This is a genomic window from Thauera sp. GDN1 (assembly GCF_029223545.1).
Classification (GTDB): domain Bacteria; phylum Pseudomonadota; class Gammaproteobacteria; order Burkholderiales; family Rhodocyclaceae; genus Thauera.
In genome coordinates this window covers 3,376,615-3,402,779 of record NZ_CP097870.1, presented here as the reverse complement: position 1 = coordinate 3,402,779, position 26,165 = coordinate 3,376,615, and the positions used below count along the sequence as shown (strand labels likewise).

General features: G+C 68.2%; 24 protein-coding genes. 19 read left to right on the top strand and 5 right to left on the bottom strand.

The genetic code is table 11. From position 1 onward, the window contains the following. Positions 1-12: 12 nt before the first annotated feature. The 9 genes from CKCBHOJB_RS15625 (at position 13) to nqrF (ending at position 11,283) form a co-directional block, all read left to right on the top strand. Positions 13-1,413, top strand: a complete 1,401-nt coding sequence (locus CKCBHOJB_RS15625; RefSeq protein WP_348634851.1) for an outer membrane protein transport protein — start codon at positions 13-15, stop codon at positions 1,411-1,413. An 84-nt stretch (positions 1,414-1,497) separates the two neighbouring features. Further along, positions 1,498-3,879, top strand: coding sequence for a 3-hydroxyacyl-CoA dehydrogenase/enoyl-CoA hydratase family protein (locus CKCBHOJB_RS15620; RefSeq protein ID WP_281049584.1), 2,382 nt, complete (start codon positions 1,498-1,500; stop codon positions 3,877-3,879). A gap of 14 nt (positions 3,880-3,893) precedes the next feature. Then, on the top strand, positions 3,894-5,093 hold the full coding sequence (locus CKCBHOJB_RS15615) for an acetyl-CoA C-acyltransferase (protein WP_281049583.1): 1,200 nt from the start codon (positions 3,894-3,896) through the stop codon (positions 5,091-5,093). A gap of 337 nt (positions 5,094-5,430) precedes the next feature. After that, the gene (locus tag CKCBHOJB_RS15610; protein WP_281049582.1) at positions 5,431-6,771 is read left to right on the top strand and encodes a Na(+)-translocating NADH-quinone reductase subunit A; all 1,341 of its coding nucleotides are present in this window, start codon (positions 5,431-5,433) and stop codon (positions 6,769-6,771) included. Between the two features lie 2 nt (positions 6,772-6,773). After that, entirely contained in the window at positions 6,774-7,988 is a 1,215-nt protein-coding gene (locus tag CKCBHOJB_RS15605; protein WP_281049581.1) for an NADH:ubiquinone reductase (Na(+)-transporting) subunit B, read from the top strand. Next, positions 7,978-8,763 (top strand): Na(+)-translocating NADH-quinone reductase subunit C, encoded by a 786-nt coding sequence (locus CKCBHOJB_RS15600; RefSeq protein WP_281049580.1) that lies wholly within the window; start codon positions 7,978-7,980, stop codon positions 8,761-8,763. Before CKCBHOJB_RS15605 ends, CKCBHOJB_RS15600 begins: the two co-directional genes overlap by 11 nt. A gap of 2 nt (positions 8,764-8,765) precedes the next feature. Further along, the gene (locus CKCBHOJB_RS15595; protein WP_281049579.1) at positions 8,766-9,434 is read left to right on the top strand and encodes an NADH:ubiquinone reductase (Na(+)-transporting) subunit D; all 669 of its coding nucleotides are present in this window, start codon (positions 8,766-8,768) and stop codon (positions 9,432-9,434) included. 1 nt (position 9,435) lies between these two features. Beyond that, the gene (gene nqrE / locus CKCBHOJB_RS15590) at positions 9,436-10,044 is read left to right on the top strand and encodes an NADH:ubiquinone reductase (Na(+)-transporting) subunit E (protein WP_004253736.1); all 609 of its coding nucleotides are present in this window, start codon (positions 9,436-9,438) and stop codon (positions 10,042-10,044) included. Positions 10,045-10,059: 15 nt separating this feature from the next. Beyond that, positions 10,060-11,283 (top strand): NADH:ubiquinone reductase (Na(+)-transporting) subunit F, encoded by a 1,224-nt coding sequence (gene nqrF, locus CKCBHOJB_RS15585; RefSeq protein WP_281049578.1) that lies wholly within the window; start codon positions 10,060-10,062, stop codon positions 11,281-11,283. Between the two features lie 122 nt (positions 11,284-11,405). On the opposite strand, the gene CKCBHOJB_RS15580 is transcribed toward nqrF, so the two are convergent. Beyond that, on the bottom strand, positions 11,406-12,203 hold the full coding sequence (locus tag CKCBHOJB_RS15580) for a YdcF family protein (RefSeq protein WP_281049577.1): 798 nt from the start codon (positions 12,201-12,203) through the stop codon (positions 11,406-11,408). A 182-nt stretch (positions 12,204-12,385) separates the two neighbouring features. Here CKCBHOJB_RS15580 and CKCBHOJB_RS15575 point away from each other — a divergent pair, with 182 nt between their 5' ends. From CKCBHOJB_RS15575 to CKCBHOJB_RS15540, 8 genes are all read left to right on the top strand, one after another. Beyond that, entirely contained in the window at positions 12,386-12,766 is a 381-nt protein-coding gene (locus tag CKCBHOJB_RS15575) for a RidA family protein (RefSeq protein WP_281049576.1), read from the top strand. A 14-nt stretch (positions 12,767-12,780) separates the two neighbouring features. Further along, the gene (gene recG, locus CKCBHOJB_RS15570; protein ID WP_281049575.1) at positions 12,781-14,835 is read left to right on the top strand and encodes an ATP-dependent DNA helicase RecG; all 2,055 of its coding nucleotides are present in this window, start codon (positions 12,781-12,783) and stop codon (positions 14,833-14,835) included. Positions 14,836-14,926: 91 nt separating this feature from the next. Continuing rightward, on the top strand, positions 14,927-15,520 hold the full coding sequence (locus CKCBHOJB_RS15565; RefSeq protein ID WP_281049574.1) for a chorismate lyase: 594 nt from the start codon (positions 14,927-14,929) through the stop codon (positions 15,518-15,520). Continuing rightward, positions 15,517-16,392, top strand: coding sequence for a 4-hydroxybenzoate octaprenyltransferase (gene ubiA, locus CKCBHOJB_RS15560; protein ID WP_281049573.1), 876 nt, complete (start codon positions 15,517-15,519; stop codon positions 16,390-16,392). The genes CKCBHOJB_RS15565 and ubiA overlap by 4 nt, the downstream gene beginning before the upstream one ends. Positions 16,393-16,472: 80 nt before the next feature. Beyond that, positions 16,473-16,718, top strand: a complete 246-nt coding sequence (locus CKCBHOJB_RS15555; RefSeq protein WP_281049572.1) for a hypothetical protein — start codon at positions 16,473-16,475, stop codon at positions 16,716-16,718. 91 nt (positions 16,719-16,809) lie between these two features. After that, positions 16,810-17,634: an orotidine-5'-phosphate decarboxylase gene (gene pyrF, locus CKCBHOJB_RS15550; protein WP_281049571.1), complete on the top strand. Its 825-nt coding sequence runs from the start codon at positions 16,810-16,812 to the stop codon at positions 17,632-17,634. Between the two features lie 87 nt (positions 17,635-17,721). Continuing rightward, positions 17,722-19,212, top strand: coding sequence for a 4-hydroxy-3-polyprenylbenzoate decarboxylase (gene ubiD, locus CKCBHOJB_RS15545; protein WP_281049570.1), 1,491 nt, complete (start codon positions 17,722-17,724; stop codon positions 19,210-19,212). 157 nt (positions 19,213-19,369) lie between these two features. Continuing rightward, positions 19,370-19,783, top strand: a complete 414-nt coding sequence (locus CKCBHOJB_RS15540; RefSeq protein WP_281049569.1) for a hypothetical protein — start codon at positions 19,370-19,372, stop codon at positions 19,781-19,783. Between the two features lie 60 nt (positions 19,784-19,843). On the opposite strand, the gene dacB is transcribed toward CKCBHOJB_RS15540, so the two are convergent. Beyond that, complete coding sequence (gene dacB / locus CKCBHOJB_RS15535) at positions 19,844-21,268, bottom strand: D-alanyl-D-alanine carboxypeptidase/D-alanyl-D-alanine-endopeptidase (RefSeq protein ID WP_281049568.1); 1,425 nt, start codon at positions 21,266-21,268, stop codon at positions 19,844-19,846. A 171-nt stretch (positions 21,269-21,439) separates the two neighbouring features. Here dacB and CKCBHOJB_RS15530 point away from each other — a divergent pair, with 171 nt between their 5' ends. Next, on the top strand, positions 21,440-21,802 hold the full coding sequence (locus CKCBHOJB_RS15530) for a hypothetical protein (RefSeq protein WP_281049567.1): 363 nt from the start codon (positions 21,440-21,442) through the stop codon (positions 21,800-21,802). Positions 21,803-21,854: 52 nt separating this feature from the next. Here CKCBHOJB_RS15530 and lysA read toward each other — a convergent pair whose 3' ends face one another. Together lysA and CKCBHOJB_RS15520 are read right to left on the bottom strand one after the other, a co-directional pair. After that, complete coding sequence (lysA, locus tag CKCBHOJB_RS15525; RefSeq protein ID WP_281049566.1) at positions 21,855-23,135, bottom strand: diaminopimelate decarboxylase; 1,281 nt, start codon at positions 23,133-23,135, stop codon at positions 21,855-21,857. Continuing rightward, the gene (locus CKCBHOJB_RS15520) at positions 23,132-23,305 is read right to left on the bottom strand and encodes a lipoprotein (protein ID WP_281049565.1); all 174 of its coding nucleotides are present in this window, start codon (positions 23,303-23,305) and stop codon (positions 23,132-23,134) included. The genes lysA and CKCBHOJB_RS15520 overlap by 4 nt, the downstream gene beginning before the upstream one ends. 45 nt (positions 23,306-23,350) lie before the next feature. On the opposite strand from CKCBHOJB_RS15520, the gene cyaY reads away from it, so the two are divergent. Continuing rightward, complete coding sequence (cyaY, locus tag CKCBHOJB_RS15515; RefSeq protein ID WP_281049564.1) at positions 23,351-23,677, top strand: iron donor protein CyaY; 327 nt, start codon at positions 23,351-23,353, stop codon at positions 23,675-23,677. Between the two features lie 15 nt (positions 23,678-23,692). Here the strand turns inward: cyaY and CKCBHOJB_RS15510 are convergent, their stop codons facing one another. Next, complete coding sequence (locus CKCBHOJB_RS15510) at positions 23,693-26,110, bottom strand: penicillin-binding protein 1A (RefSeq protein WP_281049563.1); 2,418 nt, start codon at positions 26,108-26,110, stop codon at positions 23,693-23,695. Between the last annotated feature and the right edge of the window lie 55 nt (positions 26,111-26,165).

The following is a 26,165-nucleotide window of genomic DNA, read 5'->3' as shown; positions in this document are numbered from 1 at the left end:
GCCGTGACATGAATGGATCCGCCGCTGCAGGAAATGGCGCGACGGGGCAGGACGAGCGAAGGTTTGCAGCAATCAGTCGCACTCCCCCAGGGCGCCGGGGTGCGGCTTGAGATGAAAGGTGCCAGGCACGCCACCGGAAGAAGCCGGGGCATTTTTGATCGTAAAGAGAGGAGACCCGAAATGCAGAAGACCATGATCGCCCGCCTGCTTCCCGCAGCCCTGCTGGCACTTGCCAGCGGCAGCGCCTCCGCCGCCGGCTTCCAGCTTCTGGAACAGAACGCGAGCGGCATCGGCAACGCCTACGCCGGTTCGGCCGCGGTGGCCGAGAACGCCAGCACGATCTACTTCAACCCGGCCGGCATGACGCAGTTGCAGGCGCGCGAGGTGTCGGCGGGGCTGTCACTGGTGCGGCCGAGCTTCAAGTTTACGAATCAGGGTTCCCGGACGGGGTTCCTGACGGCGAATGCGCAAGATGCGGGCGATTGGGCCGCGCTGCCGAACGCCTATCTTTCGTGGGCCCTGGACAAGGATCTTTATGTCGGTATCGGCATGGGCGCGCCCTTCGGCCTGGTGACCGAGTACAACAATGATTGGGTTGGAGCGGCGCATTCGGTCAAGTTCGACATCAGGACGATCAACATCAACCCATCGATTGCCTGGCGGGTGAATGACAAGGTTTCGCTGGGCTTCGGTTTGAACTGGCAGAAAATGGATGTTGAATATGTCAAACGTGTTGCTCTCAGTCCTCTGGCCCCATTGGGAACACTCGAGGCGGACGATAGTTCTTGGGGTTGGAACGTCGGTGCGTTGTTCAGTGTTTCCGATGTGACGAAGGTTGGTGTTTCGTATCGATCCAAGATTAAGCACGACCTCGAAGGGAGCCTTACCGTCGATAGCTCTGGCAGGGTGTTGATGAATCCCCCCGCAAGCGCGAGTGTCGAGTTGCCTGACACGTTCATCTTTAGTGTTGCCCACCGGATTGACCCGAAGTGGGAGTTGCTGGGCGATGTTTCGTGGACAGGCTGGAGCAGTATCGACAGGGTCGACATCGTTCCTCAGGGGATGGCGGTCGATGTGCTCGACACCGACTATCAAGACACTTGGCGTGTCGCGCTCGGAGCCAACTATCAGTTGAATGACGCTTGGAAACTCAAGTTTGGCGTGGCGTTCGACGAGACTCCGGTCAAGAGCGCCGAGAAGCGCCTAACCGCGCTGCCCGATAACGATCGCATCTGGTTCTCCTTCGGCGGTCAGTGGAAGCCGAGCAAGGCTTCGACGCTCGATATGGGCGTTGCCTACCTCTATGTTGACGATACGAAGATCAACAACGGAGATACGAGGAAGGGCGTCGTTATCGGCGAATACGACTCCAGTGTCTGGATCCTCGGCGCGCAGTATTCGATGTCTTTCTGATCGACGCCTCGCTCACGGCCCGCGTCGCTCCCGGCGCGGGCCGTGTCTCTTGCGTCCAGCATTTTCCGCCATCCGGAGAACCGCATGAGCCGTCTCATCATCCGCAAAGTCGCCGTGCTTGGCGCCGGCGTCATGGGGGCGCAGATCGCAGCCCATTGCGCCAACGCCGACGTACCGGTGATCCTGTTCGACCTGCCGGCCAGGGAAGGCCCGGCCAACGGCATCGTGGACAAGGCGATCGCCGGCATGAGGAAGCTCGATCCGGCGCCCTTCGCCGCGAAAGATCGCGCGCAGTACATCGAGGCCGCCAACTACGGCAGCGACCTCGCCCGGCTGGGCGAGTGCGACCTCGTCATCGAGGCGATCGCCGAGAAGATGGAGTGGAAGCTCGATCTCTACGCCAAGGTCGCGCCGCATCTGAAGGCGGGGACGATCTTCGCTTCCAATACCTCCGGCCTGTCGATCGAGGCGCTCGCCGCCGGCATGCCCGACGATCGCCGCAGCCAGTTCTGCGGCATCCACTTCTTCAACCCGCCGCGCTACATGCCGCTGGTGGAGCTGATCCCGACCGCCGCCACCGATCCCGCGCTGCTCGACGGCCTTGAAGCCTGGCTGAGCACCCGCCTGGGCAAGAGCATCGTGCGCGCCAAGGACACGCCCAACTTCGTCGCCAACCGCGTCGGCGTGTTCTCCATCCTCGCCGTGCTGCACCACACGCAGCGCCTGGGGCTGGCCTTCGACGAGGTCGACCTGCTCACCGGCCCGCGCATCGGCCGCCCCAAGAGCGCGACCTTCCGCACCGCCGACGTGGTCGGCCTCGACACCCTGGTGCACGTGCTCGGCACCATGCAGGCGACGCTGCCCGACGATCCCTGGCGCGCGCACTTCAGGACGCCCGAATGGCTGCAGGCCCTGATCGCCAAGGGGGCGCTCGGGCAGAAGACCAAGGCCGGCATCTATCGCAAGCAGGGCAGGCAGATCCAGGTGCTCGACCTGCACCTGCAGGACTATCGCGACAGCGGCGGCGAAGTCTTCCCCGACGTCGAGGACATCCTGAAGCTGAGGAATCCGGCGGAGAAGTTCGTCCAGCTCGCCGCGCACCCGCATCCGCAGGCGCAGTTCCTGTGGGCCATCTTCCGCGACGTGTTCCACTACTGCGCGGTGCACCTGGCCGACATCGCCGACAACGCGCGCGACATCGACCTGGCCATGCGCTGGGGCTTCGGCTGGGCGCAGGGGCCGTTCGAGACCTGGCAGGCGGCGGGCTGGAAGGCGGTGGCCGAGATGATCCGCGACGACATCGCCCACGGCCGCGCGATGTCCGACGTGCCGCTGCCCGCGTGGGTGTTCGAGCGAGAAGGCGTGCATGCGCCAGCCGGCTCCTACAGCGCGGCCGAGAACACCCTGAAGCCGCGCTCCGCGCTGCCGGTGTACCAGCGTCAGCTCTACCCCGACCGCGTGCTCGGCGAGGCGCCCGACGACCGCGGCGAGACCCTGTGGGAGAACGCCGGCGTCCGCCTGTGGCGGCGCGCCGACCAGGACGCGCGCATCGGCATCGTGTCGATCACCTCCAAGATGCACGCGATCGGCGACGAGGTCATGGACGGCATGCTGGAGGCGATCGCGCGCGCCGAGATCGACCTCGACGGCCTGGTGATCTGGCAGCCGGCGTCGTTCGCGGTCGGTGCCAACCTGCAGCAGGTGGGCGAGGCCTGCCGCGCCGGGCAGTTCGATCTGCTGGAGAAGATGGTTGCCCGCTTCCAGCGCACCTCGATGGCGATCAAGCACGCGCAGGTGCCGGTGGTGGCCGCGGTGCAGGGCATGGCGCTGGGTGGCGGCTGCGAGTTCGTGATGCACGCCGCGCACCGGGTGTTCGCGCTCGAGAGCTACGTCGGCCTGGTGGAGGCGGGCGTGGGCCTGATCCCGGCAGGCGGCGGCAGCAAGGAGTTCGCGCTGCAAGCGCATACGCTGGCGCAGCGCGCCGCGGGTGGCGACGTCTTCCCCTACATCCAGAACGCCTTCCAGACCATCGCCATGGCGACGGTGGCCAAGAGCGCACAGGAGGCCATCGCGCTCGGCTTCGGCCGTGCCGGCGACGACGTCGTGTTCAACGCCAACGAGATTCTCCACGCCGCGATCCGCCGCGCGCGGGCGATGGCGGAGTCGGCGTGGCGGCCGGCGCTGGTGAATCCGGCGGTCACCGTGGCCGGGCGCAACGGTGTCGCCACCTGCGAAATGATGCTGGTGAACATGGCCGAGGGCGGCTTCATCTCCGCCCACGATTACCGCGTCGCGAAGGCCGCGGCCACCGCGCTGTGCGGCGGCGAGGTCGACACCAACAGCCGGGTGAGCGAGCAGTGGATCCTGGACGTCGAGCGCGCGCAGTTCGTCGAGTTGCTGAAGACCGAAAAGACCCAGCAGCGCATCGCGCACATGCTGGAAACCGGCAAGCCGCTGCGCAACTGATCGAGGAAACAAGCATGAGCAAACAGATTCAGGACGCCTACATCGTCGCCGCCGTGCGCACGCCGGTGGCCAGGCGCAACGGCGCCTTCCGCCACGTGCGCCCGGACGACATGCTGGCCACCGTGCTGCGCGAGCTGGTGGCCCGGGTGCCGAACCTCGACGCCGGCGAGATCGGCGACGTCATCACCGGCTGCGCGATGCCGGAAGCCGAGCAGGGCATGAACGTGGCGCGCATCGGCCTGCTGCTGGCGGGCCTTCCCGATGCCGTGCCCGGCATCACCATCAACCGCTTCTGCGCTTCCGGCCTGCAGGCGGTGGCCGACGCCGCCAGCCGCATCCGCCTGGGCGAGGCCGACGTGATGATCGCGGCCGGCACCGAGAGCATGAGCGCGATGCCGCAGATCATGGGCAACAAGGTCAGCCTCAACCCGGAGATCTTCGCGCGCGCCGAGAGCCTCTCCATCGCCTACGGCATGGGCCTGACCGCCGAGAAGGTGGCGCAGCAGTGGAAGGTGAGTCGCGAGGACCAGGACGCCTTCGCCGTCGAGTCGCATCGCCGCGCCTGCGCCGCGATCGCAGCCGGCCATTTTGCCGACGAGATCCTGCCCTATACGGTGAAGTCCTACGCGCCGGGGACCGACGGCACGGTGCGCATCGCCGAGCGCGTGGTCGAAAACGACGAGGGCCCGCGTCCCGACGCCGCGGCAGACAAGCTGGCGAAGCTCAAGCCGGTGTTCGCCGCGCGCGGCTCGGTCACCGCCGGCAACAGCTCGCAGATGTCCGACGGCGCCGCCGCGGTGCTGCTGATGAGCGAGGCCGCGGTGAAGCGCTACGATGTGAAGCCGATCGCGCGCTTTGCCAGCTTCGCGGTGGCCGGCGTGCCGCCCGAACTCATGGGCATCGGCCCGGTCGAGGCGATCCCGCGCGCGCTGGCGCGTGCCGGGGTGCAGATGGGCGACCTCGGCTGGACCGAGCTCAACGAGGCTTTCGCCGCGCAGGCACTGGCGGTGATGCGCCAACTCGACATGGATCCAGCGAGGGTGAATCCGCTCGGCGGCGCGATCGCGCTCGGCCATCCGCTGGGCGCCACCGGGGCGATCCGCACCGCGACGCTGATGGCGGCGATGCAGCGCGAGCCCGGGCTGCGCTGGGGCATGATCAGCATGTGCATCGGCACCGGCATGGGGGCGGCGGGCGTCTTCGAGCGTGTCTGACGCGGTTCGCGGCCACAGCCTGAGTGCCGGCTTGCGTGGTTCTTAGGGCGGGCTGTCGTGTGCGGGAACCCTTGCGCGACGGCCTGTCCGCTGCCCGGCAGTGTCGCATTTGATGTATTTGGCATTGTTTCGGCGGGCGTCGCCGGGTTTGCGCCGTATTGTGGATTTCACGTATATCGCGCGCTTCGGGTATTCCCCGGCGTGATCCTTCGGTAACAATCTTTTATAATCCCGGCGTTTATAGACGCGGGACCGCCCCGGCGTCCGGTTGCCGCGGCGTTTCCGGATGCGTTTTGGCGTTCCCGTTCTTTCTGTGGAATCTACGGGCGAGAGGCGCATGATTAGAATCAAACGCGGTCTGGACCTGCCCATCACCGGCGCTCCCGAGCAGCGCATCCAGGCCGGGCGGCCGGCGCGCAGCGTGGCCGTCATCGGTTTCGACTACCATGGCATGAAGCCCACGATGGCGGTGCAGGTAGGCGACCGGGTCAGGCTCGGACAGGTCCTGTTCTCCGACAAGAAGACGCCGGGCGTGGTGTATACCGCGCCGGGTGCCGGCACGGTCAGTGCGATCCATCGCGGCGAGCAGCGCGTGCTGCAGTCGGTGGTGATCGATCTCGACGGCGACGATGCGGTCGAGTTCGCGCGCTATGCCGATGCCGAGATCGATCGGCTCGACGAGCAGCTGGTGCGTCGGAACCTGATCGACTCCGGCCTGTGGACGGCGCTGCGTACCCGCCCGTTCAGCAAGGTGCCGGCCATCGACGCGCGGCCGCATTCGATCTTCGTCACCGCGATGGACACCCATCCGCTGGCGGCCGATCCGGTGGTGGTTATTTCCGAGCACAAGGAAGACTTCGCGCGCGGCCTGCGCGTGCTCGCACGCATCGCGCCGGTCGTCGTCTGCCATGCCGACGGCACCCAGATGCCGTGTTCCGGGCTCGCCAACGTACGTAGCGAAGCCTTCGCCGGTCCGCATCCCGCGGGCCTTGCGGGCACGCACATCCACTTCCTCGATCCGGTCGATGCCGAGAAGTCGGTGTGGTCGCTGAATTACCAGGACGCGATCGCGATCGGCAAGCTGTTCGCCAGCGGGCGCCTGTGGACCGAGCGCGTCGTCGCGCTCGCCGGGCCGATGGCGGAAAAGCCGCGCCTGGTGCGCACCCGTCTCGGCGTCAGCCTCGACGAGCTGACCGCCGGCGAGCTCAAGGTCGGCAAGGCGGTGCGGGTGATCTCGGGTTCGGTGTTCGGCGGGCGCACCTCGCGTGGCGCCTGCGCCTACCTCGGCCGCTACCACCTGCAGGTGTCCTGCCTGGAAGAAGGCGCCGAGCGCGAGATGCTGCACTACCTGCGCGCGGGCGCGAACAAGCACTCGGTGATGAACCTCTACGTCTCCAAGCTGGCCGCCGGTCGCCTGTTCGACTTCACCACCAGCACCAACGGCAGCCCGCGTGCGATGGTGCCGATCGGCAACTACGAAGAGGTGATGCCGCTCGACATCCTGCCGACGCAGTTGCTGCGTTCGCTGATCGTCGGCGATACCGAGATGGCGCAGAAACTCGGCTGCCTCGAGCTCGACGAGGAAGACCTCGCACTGTGCACCTATGTGTGCGCCGGCAAGTACGAATACGGTCCCATCCTGCGGGACAACCTGACTCGCATCGAGAAGGAGGGTTGAGCATGAGTCTGCGCTCCTGGCTCGACAGCATCGAGCATCATTTCGAGAAAGGCGGCAAGTACGAGAAGTACTACGCCCTGTACGAGGCGGTCGACACCGCGCTCTACAAGCCGGCGCTGGTCACCCGCACCACCGCCCACGTGCGCGACGGGCTCGACCTCAAGCGCATGATGATCACGGTCTGGCTGTGCACCTTCCCGGCCATGTTCTTCGGCATGTGGAACGTCGGCTACCAGGCCAACACCATCCTCGCCGGCAGCGCCGAGCTGATGGCGGCGCAGGAAGGCTGGCGCATCGGCCTGATCGGCGCATTCGCCGGCTTCGACCCCGGCAGCCTGTGGGACAACTTCATCCACGGCGCGGCCTACTTCCTGCCGATCTACCTGGTCACCTTCATCGTCGGCGGCTTCTGGGAAGTGCTGTTTGCGTCGATCCGCAAGCACGAGGTCAACGAGGGCTTCTTCGTCACCTCGGTGCTGTTCGCTCTGGCCTGCCCGCCCGACATCCCGCTGTGGCAGGTGGCCCTGGGCATCAGCTTCGGCGTGGTGATCGCGAAGGAAGTGTTCGGCGGAACCGGCAAGAACTTCCTCAATCCCGCGCTCGCCGGCCGTGCATTCCTGTACTTCGCCTATCCGGCGCAGATCTCGGGTGACGCGGTGTGGACGGCGGTCGATGGCTACACCGGCGCCACCATGCTGTCGCTCGGCGCTGCCGGTGGCATCGAGGCGGTCGCCGGCGCCGGCATCGACTGGATGAGCGCCTTCCTCGGTACGGTGCACGGCTCGATCGGCGAGACCAGCACCCTCGCCATCCTGCTCGGCGGCGGGGTGCTGCTGATCATGAAGATCGCCTCGTGGCGCATCGTCGCCGGCGTGATGCTGGGCATGATCGCTTCCAGCCTGCTGTTCAACGCCATCGGCTCCGACACCAACCCGATGTTCGCCGTGCCCTGGCACTGGCATCTGGTGATGGGCGGCTTCGCCTTCGGCATGATGTTCATGGCCACCGATCCGGTGTCGGCCTCGATGACCAACACCGGCAAGTGGATCTTCGGTGCCGTGGTCGGGGTGATGACCGTGCTGGTGCGCGTCGTGAACCCGGCCTTCCCGGAAGGCATCATGCTCGCCATCCTGTTCGCCAACCTGTGTGCGCCGCTGATCGACCATTTCGTGATCGCGGCCAACATCAAGCGGAGGCTTGCACGAAATGTCCACTAAAGAATCGACGAGTCGCACGCTGATGGTGGCGCTCGCCGTCAGCCTGGTGAGCTCGGTCTTCGTGGCCGGCGCGGCGGTGTCGCTGAAGCCGGTGCAGATCGAGAACCGCCAGCTCGACAAGCAGCGCAGCATCCTGTCGATCGCCGGCCTGGGCGAGGACGGCATGTCCTCGCGCGCGGTCAAGGACCTGTTCTCTGACCGCATCAAGGCGCGGGTGGTGGATCTCGAGACCGGCGAGTACTCCGACGCCCACGATCCGAACCTGTTCGACCCGCTCAAGGCGGCGCGCGACCCCAAGCTCTCCGACGCCCTCGCCGGCGAGGAAGACATCGCTCTGATCAAGCGCCGCGAGCGCTTCACCACGGTGTACATGGTGGAGCAGGACGGCAGGCTGGAGTCCGTGATCCTGCCGGTGCGCGGTTACGGTCTGTGGTCCACGCTGCATGGCTTCGTCGCGCTCAAGGGCGATCTCAACACCGTGGTCGGTCTCGGCTTCTACCAGCACGCCGAGACCCCGGGCCTGGGCGGCGAGGTCGACAATCCGAAGTGGAAGGCGCTGTGGCCGGGCAAGTCGCTGTTCGACGAGCAGGGCAAGCCGGTGATCCGCATCGTCAAGGGCGGCGTCGATCCCGCCAGCCCGGACGCGAAGCACCAGGTCGACGCGCTCGCCGGCGCCACGCTGACCAGCAACGGCGTCGATCGCCTGCTCCAGTTCTGGCTCGGTGAGCAGGGCTTCGGCCCCTATCTCGCCAAACTCCGTACCCAGGGGGCCTGATCATGTCCAAACCCACCGTAAAGGAAGTCCTGTTCAATCCGGTCTTCGCCAACAACCCGATCGGCCTGCAGATCCTCGGCATCTGTTCGGCGCTCGCGGTCACGTCCAACCTGAAGACCGCGCTGGTCATGTCGATCGCGCTGACCCTGGTGACCGGGTTCTCGAACCTGTTCATCTCGATGATCCGCAACCAGATCCCGAGCTCGATCCGCATGATCGTGCAGATGGTGATCATCGCCTCGCTGGTCATCGTCGTGGACCAGTTCCTGAAGGCTTACGCCTTCGCCCTGTCCAAGCAGCTCTCGGTGTTCGTCGGCCTGATCATCACCAACTGCATCGTGATGGGCCGCGCGGAGGCCTTCGCGATGCAGAATCCGCCGGTGCTCTCGTTCTGGGACGGCATCGGCAACGGCCTGGGCTACAGCGTGGTGCTGCTGACCCTGGGCGTGATCCGCGAGCTGTTCGGTGCCGGCAAGCTGTTCGGCGTCGAGATCATCGCGCTCGCCAAGGATGGCGGCTGGTACGTCCCCAACGGCCTGCTGCTGCTGCCGCCCTCGGCGTTCTTCCTGATCGGCCTGCTGATCTGGGCGCTGCGCACCTGGCGCAAGGAGCAGGTGGAGAAACCCGCCTTCCGGATGGCGCCGCAGGTCGTGGAAAAGGAGGCCTTCTGACATGGAACACTATCTGAGCCTCTTCGTGCGGGCCGTGTTCATCGAGAACATGGCGCTCGCCTTCTTCCTCGGCATGTGCACCTTCATCGCCATCTCGAAGAAGGTAGAGACCGCGATCGGCCTCGGCGTCGCGGTGATCGTGGTGCAGACCATCACCGTGCCGGCCAACAACCTGATCTACACCTACCTGCTGCGCGAGGGCGCGCTGGCGTGGGCGGGACTGCCCGACGTCGATCTGTCCTTCCTCGGCCTGCTGTCCTACATCGGTGTGATCGCGGCGATCGTGCAGATCCTCGAGATGCTGCTCGACAAGTACGTGCCCAGCCTCTACAACGCGCTCGGCGTGTTCCTGCCGCTGATCACGGTGAACTGCGCGATCATGGCGGGTTCGCTGTTCATGGTGGAGCGCGACTACAACCTGGCCGAGAGCACGGTGTACGGCATCGGTTCGGGTGCCTCGTGGGCGCTGGCGATCGCGCTGCTCGCCGGCATCCGCGAGAAGCTCAAGTACAGCGACGTGCCCGAGGGCCTGCAGGGCCTGGGCATCACCTTCATCACCATCGGCCTGATGTCGCTCGGCTTCATGTCCTTCTCGGGCGTGCAGCTCTAAGGAAACCGTGAAACGATGAATACCGAAATCTTTCTCGGCATCGGGATGTTCACCGCCATCGTGCTCGCGCTGGCCGTGTTCATCATCGCTGCCCGCTCCAAGCTCGTCGCCAGCGGCGACGTGACCATCGACATCAACGGCGAGAAGAAGATCACCGTGCCCGCCGGCGGCAAGCTGCTGCAGACTCTGGCCGGCAACGGCCTGTTCCTGCCCTCGGCCTGTGGCGGCGGCGGCACCTGCGCGCAGTGCAAGTGCGTGGTCAAGGAAGGCGGCGGCTCGATGCTGCCGACCGAGGAATCGCACTTCACCAAGCGCGACGCCAAGGAAGGCTGGCGCCTGTCCTGCCAGACCCCGGTCAAGCAGGACATGAAGATCGAGGTCCCGGAAGAGGTGTTCGGCGTCAAGAAGTGGGAATGCACCGTCGACTCCAACCCCAACGTCGCCACCTTCATCAAGGAACTCACGCTGCGCCTGCCCGAGGGCGAGAACGTCGATTTCCGCGCCGGTGGCTACGTGCAGCTCGAGTGTCCGCCCCACGTCGTCAACTACAAGGACTTCGACATCCAGGACGAGTACCGCGGCGACTGGGACAAGTTCAACCTGTGGCGCTACGTGTCCAAGGTCGACGAGACCGTGATCCGTGCCTACTCGATGGCGAACTACCCCGAAGAGAAGGGCGTGGTGAAGTTCAACATCCGCGTCGCCAGCCCGCCGCCGGGCCGCGACGACATCCCGCCTGGCAAGATGTCGTCCTGGGTGTTCAACCTCAAGAAGGGCGACAAGGTCACGGTGTACGGTCCGTTCGGCGAGTTCTTCGCGCGCGACACCGACAACGAGATGGTGTTCATCGGCGGTGGCGCGGGCATGGCGCCGATGCGTTCGCACATCTTCGACCAGCTCAAGCGCCTGCACAGCACGCGCAAGATCACCTTCTGGTACGGCGCGCGCTCGATGCGCGAGGCCTTCTATGTCGACGAGTTCAACAAGCTCGCGGCCGAGAACCCGAATTTCACCTGGCACCTGGCGCTGTCCGACCCGCTGCCGGAGGATAACTGGACCGGCTACACCGGCTTCATCCACAACGTGCTGTACGAGCACTACCTCAAGGACCATCCGGCCCCCGAGGACTGCGAGTTCTACATGTGCGGCCCGCCGATGATGAACGCCGCGGTGATCAAGATGCTGCTGGACCTCGGCGTCGAGCGCGAGAACATCATGCTCGACGACTTCGGCGGCTGAGGCCGACCGCCAGGCCGCGCGCGGGGCAGTTCGCCCGCCGCGGCGCCGGTGACGAGAACCCGCATCACACCGGTATCCGGCGGATGCGGGTTTTTTCATGCTGTGGATCGAGGTGCGGGCGCTCAGCGGCTGAGGCGGTAGGCGAGCTGGCCGAGCAGCTCGTGCATGGCGAACCAGCCGGCGTAGGCCGTGTTCTGGCTGGGGAAGAGGGCGAGCGACTGGTCGCCCCCGGTGTCGTGCTCGCCGCCGCCCAGCCAGGCCGTCGGAGCGGGGATGACCTCCAGGCCGGCGGCCTCGAACGCGTCGCGCGCCCGCTTCATGTGCATCGCGTGGGTGACGAGAAGGATGCGGCGCATGCCGGCCGCCTGCAGATGAACGGCGGAGAACTGCGCGTTCTCGCGGGTGTCCCGGGAAGCGCCTTCCACCCAGCGTGGCTTCAGGCCGTAATCCTCCTGCAGCACCTGCGCCATCAGCGCCGCCTCGGGCGTGTCGCCGCGCGGCGCGCCGCCGCTGACCAGGATGGGCAGGCCGCGTTCGCGCGCCAGCCGGGCCGCGTAGCGCAGGCGCTCGAGGGCCAGCCGATTGACCGTCTCGCCGCCGAACTCGGGGGCGTGGGTGCGGCGACCCGCACCGAGCACCACGATGGCCTGTGCCCGGCGCGCGGCCGCTGCGTCGAGCGCCTGCGGATGCTCGACCAGCCCGACCAGCCAGCTGACGCTGAACGGGGCGATCAGCAGCAGGTTGAGTGCCACGCCCGACCACGCCAGCCCCTTGCCCAGGCGCGGGTGGCGACGCATCAGCAGCAGACCGGCGATCACCGGCAGGATGGGCATCAGTGGCGGCAGGAGCAGCACGGAAACGGATTTCTTCAGCCAGAAGAGGAGGGTGGCGAGATCCGGGAGGGGAAGGTCGAAGCTCATGTTGGCGCGCTGCTGTGGTCGTTCGTCGGGTTGCGGTGGCGCGAGCATTATCGCGGCTTCCGCCGTGCCCACGGCGCGTGACTGGACGCCCGGCGATCGTCCGCTTGCCAGCCCTTGGCAACGGGGCACGCCCGCCGGGGCGCAGGTACAATGCCGGCTTTGTCCTTGCGGAGGCAATGTCCATGGCTCGTCAGATCATCTCCACCCCCAAAGCGCCCGCGGCCATCGGCCCCTACTCGCAGGCGGTCAAGGCCGGCAACCAGGTCTTCCTGTCCGGCCAGATCGGACTCGACCCCGCCACGATGGAAATGGTGGACGGCATCGAGGCCCAGTCCCGCCAGGTGTTCGCCAACCTGAAGGCGGTGGCCGAGGCGGCCGGCGGCTCGCTGGCCGATGCAGTCAAGCTCACCATCTACCTGACCGACCTGTCCAACTTCGGCGTGGTCAACGAGATCATGAAGTCCTGCTTCGTCGAGCCCTTCCCGGCGCGAGCCACCGTCGGCGTGCGCGAGCTGCCGCGCGGCGCGCTGGTCGAGGCCGACCTGGTCCTGGTCGTCGACTGAGCGTCTGCCAGGCAGTGGGGGCAGTGGAATCGCCGCGGGCCTGGGGCGGTGTCGGCCAGCAGCTTGCCGGCCGGCTCGCGAAGCTCGACCTGCGCGGTCCGCGCGACCTGCTGCTGCACCTGCCGCTGCGCTACGAGGACGAGACCCGGCTGACACCGATCTCCGTCACCCGTCCCGGCTTCCCGGCGCAGATCGAGGGTGAGGTGCTGTCGGCTGAAGTCAGCCTGCGCCCGCGGCGCCAGCTCGTGGTGCGGGTGGGCGACGGCAGCGGCACGCTGGTGGCGCGCTGGCTGAACTTCTATCCCTCGCAGCAGAAACAGCTCGCGCCTGGACGCCGGGTGCGCCTGTTCGGCGAGGTTCGCGGCGGCTTCTTCGGCGACGAGATGGTGCATCCGCGCGTGCGCAGCGTGGAGGCGGGCGAAGCGCTGCCCGAGGCGCTGACCCCGGTCTATCCGACCACCTCCGGCGTCGGCCAGGCGACGCTGCGCAAACTGGTCGACCACGCGCTGCGGACAGAGGCGCTCGACGAGCTGCTCCCTGTCGACTGGCTGCGCCGCCTGGGCCTGCCCGGCTTCGCCGAGTCGCTGCGCGCGCTGCATCATCCGACCCCCGACGCCGATCCCCATGCGCTGGAAAGCCGCGCACATCCCGCCTGGCGGCGGATGAAGTTCGAGGAACTGCTGGTGCAGCAGATGTCGCTGCGGCGCGCCTATCTCGCGCGTCGCGCGCGTTCCGCGGTCGCGCTGCCGGCGCGGGGCGAACTCACCGCGGCGCTGCTCGCCAGCCTGCCCTTCCGCCCGACCGGCGCCCAGGCCCGTGCCCAGTCCGAGATCGCCGCCGATCTCGCCGCGCCGCACCCGATGCAGCGCCTGCTGCAGGGCGACGTCGGCTCGGGCAAGACCCTGGTTGCCGCGCTCGCGATGCTGCAGGCGGTCGAGAACGGCTGGCAGGCCGCGATGATGGCACCGACCGAGATCCTCGCCGAGCAGCACTGGAAGAAGCTCTCGGCGTGGCTGGCGCCGCTCGGGCTGGAGGTGGCCTGGCTGTCGGGCAGCCGCAGGAAGCGCGAACGCGAGGCCGAGCTCGCGCGCCTGGCGAGCGGCGAGATCCTGCTCGCGGTCGGGACGCACGCACTGATCGAGGATCCGGTGACGCTGCCGCGCCTGGCGCTCGCGGTGGTCGACGAGCAGCACCGCTTCGGCGTACGCCAGCGCCTGGCCTTGCGCGAGAAGGGTGACGAGGGCAGGCGCCCGCACATGCTGATGATGTCGGCGACGCCGATCCCGCGCACGCTGGCGATGACGCATTACGCCGATCTCGACGTCTCCGTGCTCGACGAGCTGCCGCCCGGGCGCACGCCGATCCGCACCCGGCTGGTGTCGGATGCTCGCCGCGAGCAGGTCATCGCCCGCCTGCGCGAGGCCTGCCTGGGCGGGCGCCAGGCCTACTGGGTGTGCCCGCTGATCGAGGAATCCGAGGCCCTGCAGCTGCAGACCGCGCAGGACACCTTCGCCGCCCTGCTCGAGGCGCTGCCCGAACTGCGCGTCGGCCTCGTCCATGGCAGGCTCAGGAACGACGAGAAATCCGCCACCATGGCGGCGTTCTCTGCGGGCGAGCTCGACGTGCTGGTGTCGACCACGGTGATCGAGGTCGGCGTGGACGTCCCCAACGCCAGCCTGATGGTGATCGAGCACGCCGAGCGTTTCGGTCTCGCCCAGCTCCACCAGCTGCGCGGCCGGGTCGGGCGCGGCACCGCCGAATCCGAATGCATCCTGATCTATGCCCAGCCCCTGTCCGAGACCGGGCGCGCGCGGCTCAAGGTCATCTACGAGAACACCGACGGCTTCGCGATCGCACGCGAGGACCTGCACATCCGCGGACCGGGCGAATTCGTCGGCGCGCGCCAGAGCGGGGTGCCGCTGCTGCGCTACGCCGACCTCGAGGCCGATGCGGAGCTGATCGAGCCCGCGCGCGAACTCGCCGAGGAACTGCTCGCCCATGAGCCCGCCACGGCACAGGCGCTGATGCTGCGCTGGCTGGGCGGGCGCGAGGCCTTGTTGCGCGCATGAACGCCCCGATGTCCGCTGCACCCTCCCTTGCGCCTCCTTCCCGCGCCGGCGCCCATTGCGCCGCGCTGCGCGCTGATCCTCTCCCCGCCCCATGCGTCCGCTGATCGCCTTTCCGATGCATACCGGTCCGCGCCACGAGACCTGGCTCGGCCACCCGCCGCGCGCCGCGCTGCCGGCTGCGCTGCTGCCCTGGCTGCGCGATGCCGGCTCGCTGACCGCGCGCATCCGTGCGCGCTGCGAGCGCTTCGCGGTGCAGGTGGTGGGCCAGCACCTGGGACCGGTGCATCGCGACGAGGCCGTGCTGCTCGGCCTGCGACCGGGCGAGCGCGCCTGGGTGCGCGAGGTGCTGCTGGTGGCCGATGGCCGGCCGGTGGTGTTCGCGCGCTCGCTACTGCCGCGGCGCAACGTGCGCGGGGCGTGGAACCTCTTTCACGGCATCGGCTCGCGGCCGCTCGGCCAGGCGCTGTTCTCCGACCCGGCGATCAGCCGCCTGCCGCTGGCCTGCCGGCGTCTGGACGGGCGCGATGCGCGGTATCATCGCGCCCGGGCCGCGCTCTCCCGCTACGCGCCCGCGCAGTCCGTGCCGCGCAGCCTGTGGGCGCGGCGCTCCGTCTTCCTGCTGCGCGGCAGCGCGCTGATGGTCAGCGAAGCCTTTCTCCCCGAAATCCTGGAATTGCCCCGATGACGTCCGGCATGAGCCTGAACGACAAGCTGCCCCACTATATCCGCCTGATGCGGGTCGACAAGCCGATCGGCACCCTGCTGCTGCTGTGGCCCACGCTGTGGGCGCTGTGGCTGGCGGCCGAGGGGGCGCCGCCGCTGCACATCCTGGTGATCTTCGCGATCGGCACCTTCCTGATGCGCTCGGCCGGCTGCGTGATCAACGACTATGCCGATCGCGACTTCGACGGCCACGTCGAGCGCACGAAGAACCGCCCGCTCGCCACGAAGTCGGTCAGCACGCGCGAGGCCCTGCTGCTGGCGGCGGGGCTGTCGCTGCTGTCCTTCGTGCTGATTCTGCCGCTGGACCCGCTGGTCATCTGGCTGTCGGTGCCCGCCCTGTTCCTTGCCGCGAGCTACCCCTTCACCAAGCGCTTCTTCGCCATCCCGCAGGCCTATCTGGGCATCGCGTTCGGCTTCGGCATCCCGATGGGGTTCGCCGCGGTCGCCGGCGAGGTGCCGGCGGTCGCCTGGCTGATGCTGCTCGCCAACGTGTTCTGGGCCGTGGCCTACGACACCGAATATGCGATGGTCGATCGCCCGGACGATCTCAAGATCGGCATCAGGACCTCGGCGATCACCTTCGGTCGCCACGACGTGCTGGCGGTGATGCTGTGCTACGCCGCCACCTTCGCACTGCTCGCGGTCGTGGGCGTGATGGCCGGGCTCGGCGTGGCGTGGTACCTCGGCCTGGTCGCGGCCTGCGTGCTCGCCGCTTACCACTACACCCTGATCCGCGGCCGCGAACGCGCCGCGTGCTTCAAGGCCTTCCGCCACAACAACTGGGTCGGCGGCGTGATCTTCGCCGGCCTGGTGGTCGACCTGCTGGCGCGCTGATCGCCCTGCGGGGGAAACCCGGCGCGCACGGGCCGGTCAACGGAAAGCGGGCAGTCTGCCCGCCCCCCAAGGAGACCAGGATGAAAGCCAACACGCTCGTGACCGGGTTGTGCGTCGGCCTGCTGTCGACCTCCGCCTTTGCCTTCCACTGCCCGGCGGACATGAAGAAGATCGACGAGGCGCTCGCCGCCAATCCGCAGCTCAGCCAGCAGCAGCTGGCGCAGGTGAAGCAGTACCGCATCGACGGCGAGGTCCATCACAAGGCCGGCAAGCACCAGGAGTCGATCGACACGCTGGCCAAGGCGATGAAGATCCTCGGCATCTGAAGCCGCCCCCGAGGCCCGCCGCGCTGCGGGCGCGCGCCCTGGGTGGGCGATCCGGCTTATCATTCGTGCCGCACCCATCCAGGACCTTTCCATGCATTTCATGACTGCCCTGAAGGCTGCGTGGCAGCAGCGCGACAGCCTGCTCTGCGTCGGCCTCGATCCCGATCCCGCCAAGTTCCCCGCCCACCTGCAGGGCAGGCCGGACGCCATCCTCGAGTTCTGCAAGGCCATCGTCGACGCCACCGCCGACCTCGCGTGCTGCTTCAAGCCGCAGATCGCCTACTTCGCCGCGCACCGCGCCGAGGACCAGCTCGAGGCGCTGATCGAACACATCCACGCCGTCCATCCCGCCACCCCGGTGATCCTCGACGCCAAGCGCGGCGACATCGGCAGCACCGCGGAGCAGTACGCCATCGAGGCCTTCGAGCGCTTCAAGGCCGACGCGATCACGGTCAATCCCTACATGGGGCGCGATTCGGTCGATCCCTACCTGGCATGGCCCGACAAGGGCGTGATCCTGCTCTGCCGCACCTCCAACCCCGGCGGCTCGGACCTGCAGTTCCTCGAAGTCGAGACGCCCCGTGGGCGCATGAAGCTTTTTGAATATGTCGCGCGCACGGTCGCCGAGGACTGGAACGCAAGCGGCAACTGCGGCCTGGTGGTCGGCGCCACCTTCCCCGCCGAGATCGCGCGCGTGCGCGAGCTTACCGGCGACCTGCCGCTGCTGGTGCCCGGGATCGGCGCGCAGGGCGGCGACATCGCCGCGACCCTGGCGGCCGGCCGGACCGCGAACGGCACGGGGCTGATGATCAATTCCTCGCGCGCCATCCTGTATGCGGGCAAGGGCGAGGATTTCGCCGAGGCCGCGCGCAAGGTCGCGCTCGATACCCGCGACGCGATCAACGCGCAGCGCTGAACGCGCGCATCCCGGCGCGGCTGCAACTTCGCGCCGGCGGGCGCGTCAATGCATGCCCGTGCCACGCATCCACCACGAGACGCCCGAATGAAATACGACGACCTGCGCGACTTCATCAGCCAGCTCGAAGCCCGCGGCGAGCTCAAGCGCATCACCGTCCCGGTCGACACCCATCTCGAGATGACCGAGATCGCCGACCGCGTGCTGCGTGCCGGCGGCCCCGCCTTGCTGTTCGAGAAGCCGATGACGAAAGGCGTGCCGCAGGCGATTCCCGTGCTCGCCAACCTGTTCGGTACCCCGCAGCGGGTGGCGATGGGCATGGGCGAGGACGTCGCCGACGGCAACTGGAGCACGCCGCTGCGCGAGGTCGGCAAGCTGCTCGCCTACCTCAAGGAACCCGAGCCGCCCAAGGGCCTGAAGGACGCCTGGGAGAAGCTGCCGGTGCTCAAGCAGGTGCTCAACATGGCACCGAAGGAAGTGCGTTCCGCGCCCTGCCAGCAGGTGGTGTGGGAGGGGGACGAGGTCGACCTGGCGAAGCTGCCCATCCAGCACTGCTGGCCGGGCGACGCCGCGCCGCTGATCACCTGGGGCCTGGTGGTGACGCGCGGGCCGCACAAGAAGCGCCAGAACCTGGGCATCTACCGCCAGCAGGTCATCGGCCGCAATCGCGTGATCATGCGCTGGCTGGCGCACCGCGGCGGGGCGCTCGACTTTCTCGAGCACCAGCGCGCGCATCCGGGCGAAGCCTTCCCGGTTTCGGTGGTGCTCGGCTGCGACCCGGCGACCATCCTCGGCGCGGTGACGCCGGTGCCGGACTCGATCTCCGAATATCAGTTCGCCGGCCTCTTGCGCGGTGCCAAGACCGAACTGGTGAAGTGCCTCGGCAACGAGCTGCAGGTGCCGGCCTCGGCCGAGATCGTGCTCGAGGGCGTGATCCATGCGGACGACATGGCGCCGGAAGGCCCTTACGGCGACCACACCGGCTATTACAACGAGGTCTCGGACTTCCCGGTGTTCACGATCGAGCGCATCACCATGCGCCGCGATCCGATCTACCACAGCACCTACACCGGCAAGCCGCCCGACGAGCCGGCGATGCTGGGCGTGGCGCTCAACGAGGTCTTCGTGCCGCTGCTGCAGAAGCAGTTCACCGAGATCGTGGATTTCTACCTGCCGCCGGAGGGCTGCTCGTACCGCCTGGCGGTGGTCAGCATCCGCAAGCAGTACCCGGGCCACGCCAAGCGCGTGATGTTCGGCATCTGGAGCTTCCTGCGCCAGTTCATGTACACCAAGTTCATCATCGTGGTGGACGAGGACGTGAACATCCGCGACTGGAAGGAGGTGATCTGGGCGCTGACCACGCGCATGGACGCCACCCGCGACACCACGCTGGTCGACAACACGCCGATCGACTACCTCGACTTCGCCAGCCCGGTCGCCGGCCTGGGCAGCAAGATGGGGCTGGACGCGACCAACAAGTGGCCGGGCGAGACCAGCCGCGAGTGGGGCACGCCGATCGTCATGGATGCGGCGGTGAAGGCGAAGGTGGACGCGATGTGGGGCGAGCTGGGGCTTTAGCGCGGCGGCGGAGTCGGCCTTTCCCGCCCGCGCCAGAAGGGGGCCGCGTTACGTCTTGTTGTTGCATTGCAACCGAACGCGCGGCATGGTCCGCGGTCGAAGCCTTTGTCATGCGCTGGGGGCAGTCCCGGCGCGGGCTTCCGTGCAAGGAGAATCGATGAGCACTTCCTATCCCGCCCCGCTCGAGGCCGGCCAGCCGTCCGAGAACATGGTCACCGTCACCCACCTGGTCTATGCGCTGCACGCCTTCGCGGTGTTCTCGGCGGTGGTGGGGTCGGCGACGATCATCTTCAGCTTCGTCGCCAGCCTGCCCTCGATCGCCGCGGTGATCCTGAATTACTGGAACCAGGCGGCGGTGCGCGGCACCTGGCTGGAGAGCCATTTCCGCTGGCAGATCCGCACCTTCTGGTTCGCGGTGATGTGGATCGCCGTGTCGGTGCTGATGGTGATCACCGTGATTGGCGTCCCGTTCGCGATCGCGGTGCTGCTGCTCGCCGGGCTGTGGATCCTGTACCGCATCGTGCGCGGCTGGTGGGTGCTGATCCAGCGCCGGCCGCTGCCGATGCCGTGAGGGGGCGGGCGTAGCCAGAAAGCGGGTGGTCGGGGCGGGCATGCTCGTCCCGGCCGGCATTCACCCCGCGCCCGCCCACAGCCATTCCATCAGCGCATCGAGCGCGGCGGCGCTGTTCGGCGCCTCCGCGTGATTGACCATCATGACCACCGCGTGGCGGCGGCCGTGGCGGTCGAGCAGGTAGCCGGCCATCGCGCGTACGCCGTTCAGGGTTCCGGTCTTGATGTGTGCCTGGCCGCTCGCCGGGCTGTCGCGCAGCCGGCCGCGCGCGGTTCCGTCCACGCCGGCGACGGGCAGGGCGGCGATGTATTCCGGCATCCACGGCCGTTGCCAGGCCGCGATCAGCAGCCTGCCCAGGCTGTCGGCCCGGATGCGCTCGGTCCGCGACAGGCCGGAGCCGTTCTCGATCACCAGTCCCTCGGTGCCGATGCCCGCGGCGGCCAGCAACTCGCCGGCCATGCGGGCGCCGCCTGCGACCATGTCCGCCAGCGGCGGCGCGTCGGCCGGAAGCCCCGCACCCAGCGTCGCCAGCAACTGGCGGGCGATCACGTTGCTCGACCACTTGTTCATCTCGCGGACGACCTCGGCCAGCGCGGGGGAATCGTCGGCGAACAGTTCCTGCGCTTCGGTCGGGGTCGTGCCCGCGCGGACGCTGCCGCCCAGCCGGCCGCCCACCTCGCTCCATAGCGTGCTTACCAGTGCGGCGCCGAACTCGGCCGGCGGCAGGGGCGCGGCGCTCCAGGTGCGGGGGCCGCAGGCGGCGGGCAGGCTGCCGCTCAGCACCAGGCGCCGGCCGCCGTCGATGCTCGCCTGCAGGTCGGCGTACCAGGTGCCGCAGGGCGCATCCGAGGTCAGGATGCGGTTGTCGATCACGAAGCCCGCCAGCGGCGGCTCGGCGGCCAGCGTGACCGGTTCGTTGGCCGCCTTGCCCGGATACAGACCGAGCAGCAGCGTGTTGTAGTTGAGCAGCAGGCCGTGCGGGCCGCTGTTGTAGGGGCGCAGGCCGCGGCCGTCGAAGGCGTCGGGGTCGTGGGGCGGAAGGCGCAGCACCGAGCCGTCGAGCACGATGTCGCCGGCGATGCGCTCGACCCCCAGCGCGCGCAGCCGGCGCAGCAGCTTCCACAGGCGGTCATGGCCGAGCATCGGGTCGCCGCCGCCGACCAGGAACAGATCGCCCTCCAGCACACCATTGCGGACGGCGCCGCGGGTGGCGATGCGGGTGCGCCAGGTGTGCGCCGGCCCGAGGCGCTCGAGTGCGGCGAACGCGGTCACCAGCTTCATCACCGAAGCCGGATTCATCGGCCGGTCGGCATTGATCGCAAGCGTGGGCGCTGCGGCATCGACTTGCTGCGTCCATACCGACACCGCCTCGAGCGGAATGCGGGCCTCGTCCAGCGCCAGTTGCACTGCCGGCGGCAGCCGGTCGCTGGCGCTGGAATGCTGCGGTGCAAGAAGGGCCAGGGCGACGATCAATGATCGGCCCATATGCGCAAAAATGATTCCAATCGGCATGATCAAGGGCAGGAAAAGCCGGCAACTGCGGGAAACTCCGGATCGGTCGCGATTAGGCGAGGCGGCATTCCGCATGTTAATTTATGCAGTGCAGCAGGCGCCGCGCATCCGCTCGGTGGTGGGGCGCCGCGACGGACGGGGATTATGAGTGGATTTGGGCATTACGCGCGCACGGCCGACGAGCTCGAGCGCGAGATCGTGAAACGCGGCATCGCCATCGGACTCGACTGGAGCGATGCGGCGCGCCTGCGCGAACTGGCGCACCAGGCCCTGAGCTGCACGCCGAGCTGCATGATGAAGCTGCTGCGCAGCCCGCTGCGCCAGGAAAAACTGACCGGCGAGCTGTTCGCGCTGTCCGAACTCATGTTGATCAACATGCGCCAGAGCGCGGAAACGGGAATTCACACCCACGGCGGGCCGGCGTGGAAGGCCTTCGGGCGCGCCCTCTATGAAGCCTACGATGCGGGCGCGGCGCGCGCCCGTCCGCAGGAGCCGGACGAGGCCTGAGACGGCCGCGCATCCGGCCGTGGTCGCTACCATCGGCCGCCGGATGCGGGCTTCAGGGCAGGATGCGCTCGGTCGCGAACAACTCGGCGACCGCCTCGCGCTGGCGCACCGGGTGCGCCCGGTCGCCATCGACGATGACCTCGGCCGCGCGCGGGCGGGTGTTGTAGTTGGAGCTCATCGTCATGCCGTAGGCGCCGGCGGACAGGATCGCCAGCAGGTCGCCCTCGCGCACCGCCAGCTTGCGCGCACGGGCGAGGAAGTCGCCGCTCTCGCAGATCGGCCCCACGATGTCGTACTCGACCGCCTCGCCGGCGTGCGGGCTCACCGCCACCACCTCGTGCCAGGCGTCGTACAGCGCCGGACGGGCGAGGTCGTTCATCGCCGCATCCACGATCGCGAAGTTCTTGGTCTCGCCGGGCTTGAGGTACTCGATGCGGGTCAGCAGCAGGCCGGCGTTGCCGACCAGCGAGCGCCCGGGTTCGAAGCACAGTTCCTCCTTGCGGCCTTCGAACACCGCCAGCAAGGGGGCGAGGTAGTCGGCGACCGCGGGCGGCGTCTCGTCGCGATAGCGGATGCCGAGGCCGCCGCCGAGGTCGATGTGCTCCAGCACGATGCCTTCGGCGGCCAGGCGATCGACCAGGTCGCGCACCTTCTCGGCGGCCTCGGCCATCGGCGCCGGGTCGAGCAGCTGCGAGCCGATGTGGCAGGCGACGCCGCTGATGCGCAGGTTGGGCAGCGCGGCGGCGCGCCGGTACAGGTCGGGCGCGTCGGCGAAGGCGACGCCGAACTTGTTGCCCTTGAGGCCGGTGGAAATGTAGGGGTGCGTCTTCGGATCGACGTCCGGGTTGACGCGCAGCGCGATCGGCGCCAGTTTGCCGAGTTCGCCGGCAACGGCGTTCAGATGCTCCAGCTCGGCGGCCGATTCGACGTTGAAGCAGCGGATGCCGGCCTCCAGCGCCTGGCGCATCTCCGCGCGCGTCTTGCCGACGCCCGAGAACACCACCTTGTCCGCGCGCCCGCCTGCGGCCAGCACGCGTGCAAGCTCGCCGCCGGAGACGATGTCGAATCCGGCGCCGAGGCGGGCGAACACCGACAGGATGCCGAGATTGGAGTTGGCCTTGACCGCATAGCACACCAGCGCGCGGCGACCGGCCAGCGCCTGCTGCCAGGCGCCGAAGGCGGATTCCAGCGCGGCCTTCGAATACACATAGGTGGGCGTGTCGAAACGCGCGGCGATCTCGGCGAGCGGCAGGTCTTCGAGCCACAGCCCGCCGTCGCGGGCGTTGAGCGTGGGGACGGGCCAGGCGGCGGGGCGGGAGGAGGAAGCGTTCATTCGAGCGGGGTGTCGGAAAGCAGGTCCGGGGGGACGATGGGTTTGCTATGATCGGCGCCCGCTTGCGGCTGGGCGGTCGACCCCGGAGCGGGTAGATAGAGCGGACCCTTGATGCCGCAGGCGGAAAGCAGCGCGCAGGCAAGCGCGATCACGGGAAGTTTGGCTCGCATCGCCGTTCTTCGGGAAAAACCGAGATGCTAACAGAAGGAGTCAGCATGGAAGAGTCTGCATTCAATGCGCTCGCCGAGGCCGAACTGGCCCGCATCGAGTCCGCGTTCGAGGACTGCGGCGCGGAGATCGACATCGAGCCCAAGCCGGGCGGCATCCTCGAGCTCGAGTTCGACAACGGCAGCAAGATGATCATCAATCGCCACACCGCCGCGCGCGAGATCTGGGTGGCGGCGAAGTCGGGCGGCTTCCATTTCCGGCCGCAGGACGGCGGCTGGGTGAATACCCGCGGCGGTGGCGATCTGTGGGCCATGCTCGCCACGCTGGCGAGCGAGCAGGCCGGCGAGGCGGTCAGCCTGGCGCGTCCGGCCTGAACGGCGGCGCTCCGCTCAGCGCCGGATCGGTTTCGGCATGCGGTCCTCGACCGGCGCCGGTGCCTGCGCCGGCGGTGGCAGCGGGGTGACCGCGACCGGGGCCGGCGGGATCGCCTCGCTTTCCGCCTCCATCGCCGGCGAGGAATCGCTGCCGAACATCTCCCGTAGCCAGTCGGGGACCGACGAGGGAGGCGCGGGCGGGGTGTATTCCGCGTAATGGTAGTCCTGGCGGGTGCCGAGCCCGTTGTCGACCAGGATCAGGCCGTCGGGGCGCGGACGCTCGACCTCGGGCACGCCCTGCAGCGCGCTCCGCATGTAGTCGATCCAGATCGGCAGCGCTGCGGCGCCGCCGGTTTCGCCCTTGCCGAGGTTGCGCGGCTGGCTGTGGCCCACCCACGACACGGTGACGAGGTCGGGGTGGTAGCCGCAGAACCAGGCGTCGACGTAGTCGTTGGTGGTGCCGGTCTTGCCCGCGAGGTCGTTGCGCTTGAGGACGCGGGCGCGGGTGGCGGTGCCGCGCTGGACCACGTCGCGCATCATCGAGTCCATCAGCCAGGCATTGCGCTCGTCGATCACGCGCGGCGCGCTCTCGCCGGCCACCGGCGGGTCGGTGCGCGCGATCAGGCGCCCGCTGCCGTCGTAGATCTCCTTCACGACATAGGGCTCGATGCGGTAGCCGCCATTGGCGAACACGGCATAGCCGGTGGCCATCTGCCACGGTGTGGCGGCGCCGGCGCCGAGCGCCATGGTCAGGTAGGGCGGGTTCTGCGCGGGGTCGAAGCCGAAGCGGCTCAGGTAGCCGCGCGCGTATTCGGGGGTGATCTGCTCGAGCAGGCGGATCGAGACCATGTTCTTCGATCGCGTCAGCCCGTCACGCAGCGTCATCGGGCCGGCATAGCGACCGTCGTAGTTCTTCGGTTCCCAGGCCTTGCTGCCGGTGACGCCGGCCGGGTAGTAGAGCGGGGCGTCGTCGAGCACGCTGCCCGGGCCGAAGTTGCGGTCGAGCGCAGCCGAGAAGATGAAGGGCTTGAAGCTGGAGCCCGGCTGGCGCACCGCCTGGGTGACGTGGTTGAACTTGTTGCGGTTGAAGTCGAAGCCGCCGATGAGGGCGCGAACCGCGCCGGTATGCGAGTCGATCGCGATCAGCGCCGACTGCACCTCGGGCAGCTGCACGATTTCCCACCCGCCCTTGTCGGTGCTGCGCAGGCGGACGATCGCGCCGCGTCGCACGCGCCGGCTCTGCGGGGCCTTTTCCGCCAGCATCGGCGCGACGAAGCCGAGGCCCTTGCCGGTGATGCGGATCTCCTCGCCGCGACGATACACGACGACTTCCTTCGGACTGGCCTTGGTCACGACCGCGGCGAGCAGGTCGCCGTGGTCGTCGAACTCGCCCAGTGCCTCGTCGAGCAGTTCCTCGGCAACCGTGCCCGCGGGCAGTTCGACGAAGGATTCCGGGCCGCGGTAGCCATGGCGGCGGTCATAGTCCAGCACGCCGCGGCGCAGCGCGGCGTAGGCGGCCTCCTGATCCGCGCGCGTGACCGTGGTCACGATGCGGATGCCGAGCTCGTAGGCCCGTTCGCCGAACTGCTCGACCGCGATCTGGCGTGCCATCTCGGCGACGTAGTCACCGGGCACGGCGATGTCCTGGGTCTTGCGCGCGGCGGCGGTGGCGCGCTGGCCCTGCTGGGGGGTGGCGAAGGCCAGCGCCTGCTCATACTGCGCCTGGTTGATGAAACCGGCCTCGAGCATGCGGCGCAGCACGTACTGCTGGCGCACCGCGGCGCGGGCCGGATTGACGATCGGGTTGAAGGCCGAGGGTGCCTTCGGCAGGCCGGCGAGCATCGCCGATTCGGGCAGGGTGAGTTCGTCCAGCGTCTTGCCGTAGTAGGCGCGCGCGGCGGCGGAGAAGCCGTAGGCGCGCTGGCCTAGGAAGATCTGGTTGATGTAGAGCTCGAGGATCTGGTCCTTGCTCAGGTTCTGCTCGATCTTCAGCGCCAGCAGGATCTCGTAGAGCTTGCGGTTGTAGGTCTTCTCGCGCGACAGGAAGAAGTTGCGCGCGACCTGCATGGTGATGGTTGAGGCGCCCTGTCCGCGGCCACCCGAGGACAGGTTGGCGAGCGCGGCGCGCACGAGGCCCAGGGGGTCGATGCCCTTGTGTTCGTAGAAACGCTCGTCCTCGGCAGCGAGGATCGCGTGCTTGAGGGTGGAAGGAACCTCGGCAATGCGTACTACGTCACGGCGCTCCTCTCCGAACTCGCCAATGAGGTGACCATCCGCCGTATATACTCGCAGCGGCACACGGGGCCTGTAGTCGGTGAGGGTGTCGAGCGCAGGCAGGTTCGGCCACGCGAAGAACGCCATCGCCGCGAGTGTGGCGAGGCCGAGAATGACGAGCGCAAAGAGCGCTGCGATCGGATACAGGACCCAGCGCATGGGCAATCCAGATTGGTTTCGAGCGGACCGGCATTATACGGGATGCCCTCGCGCG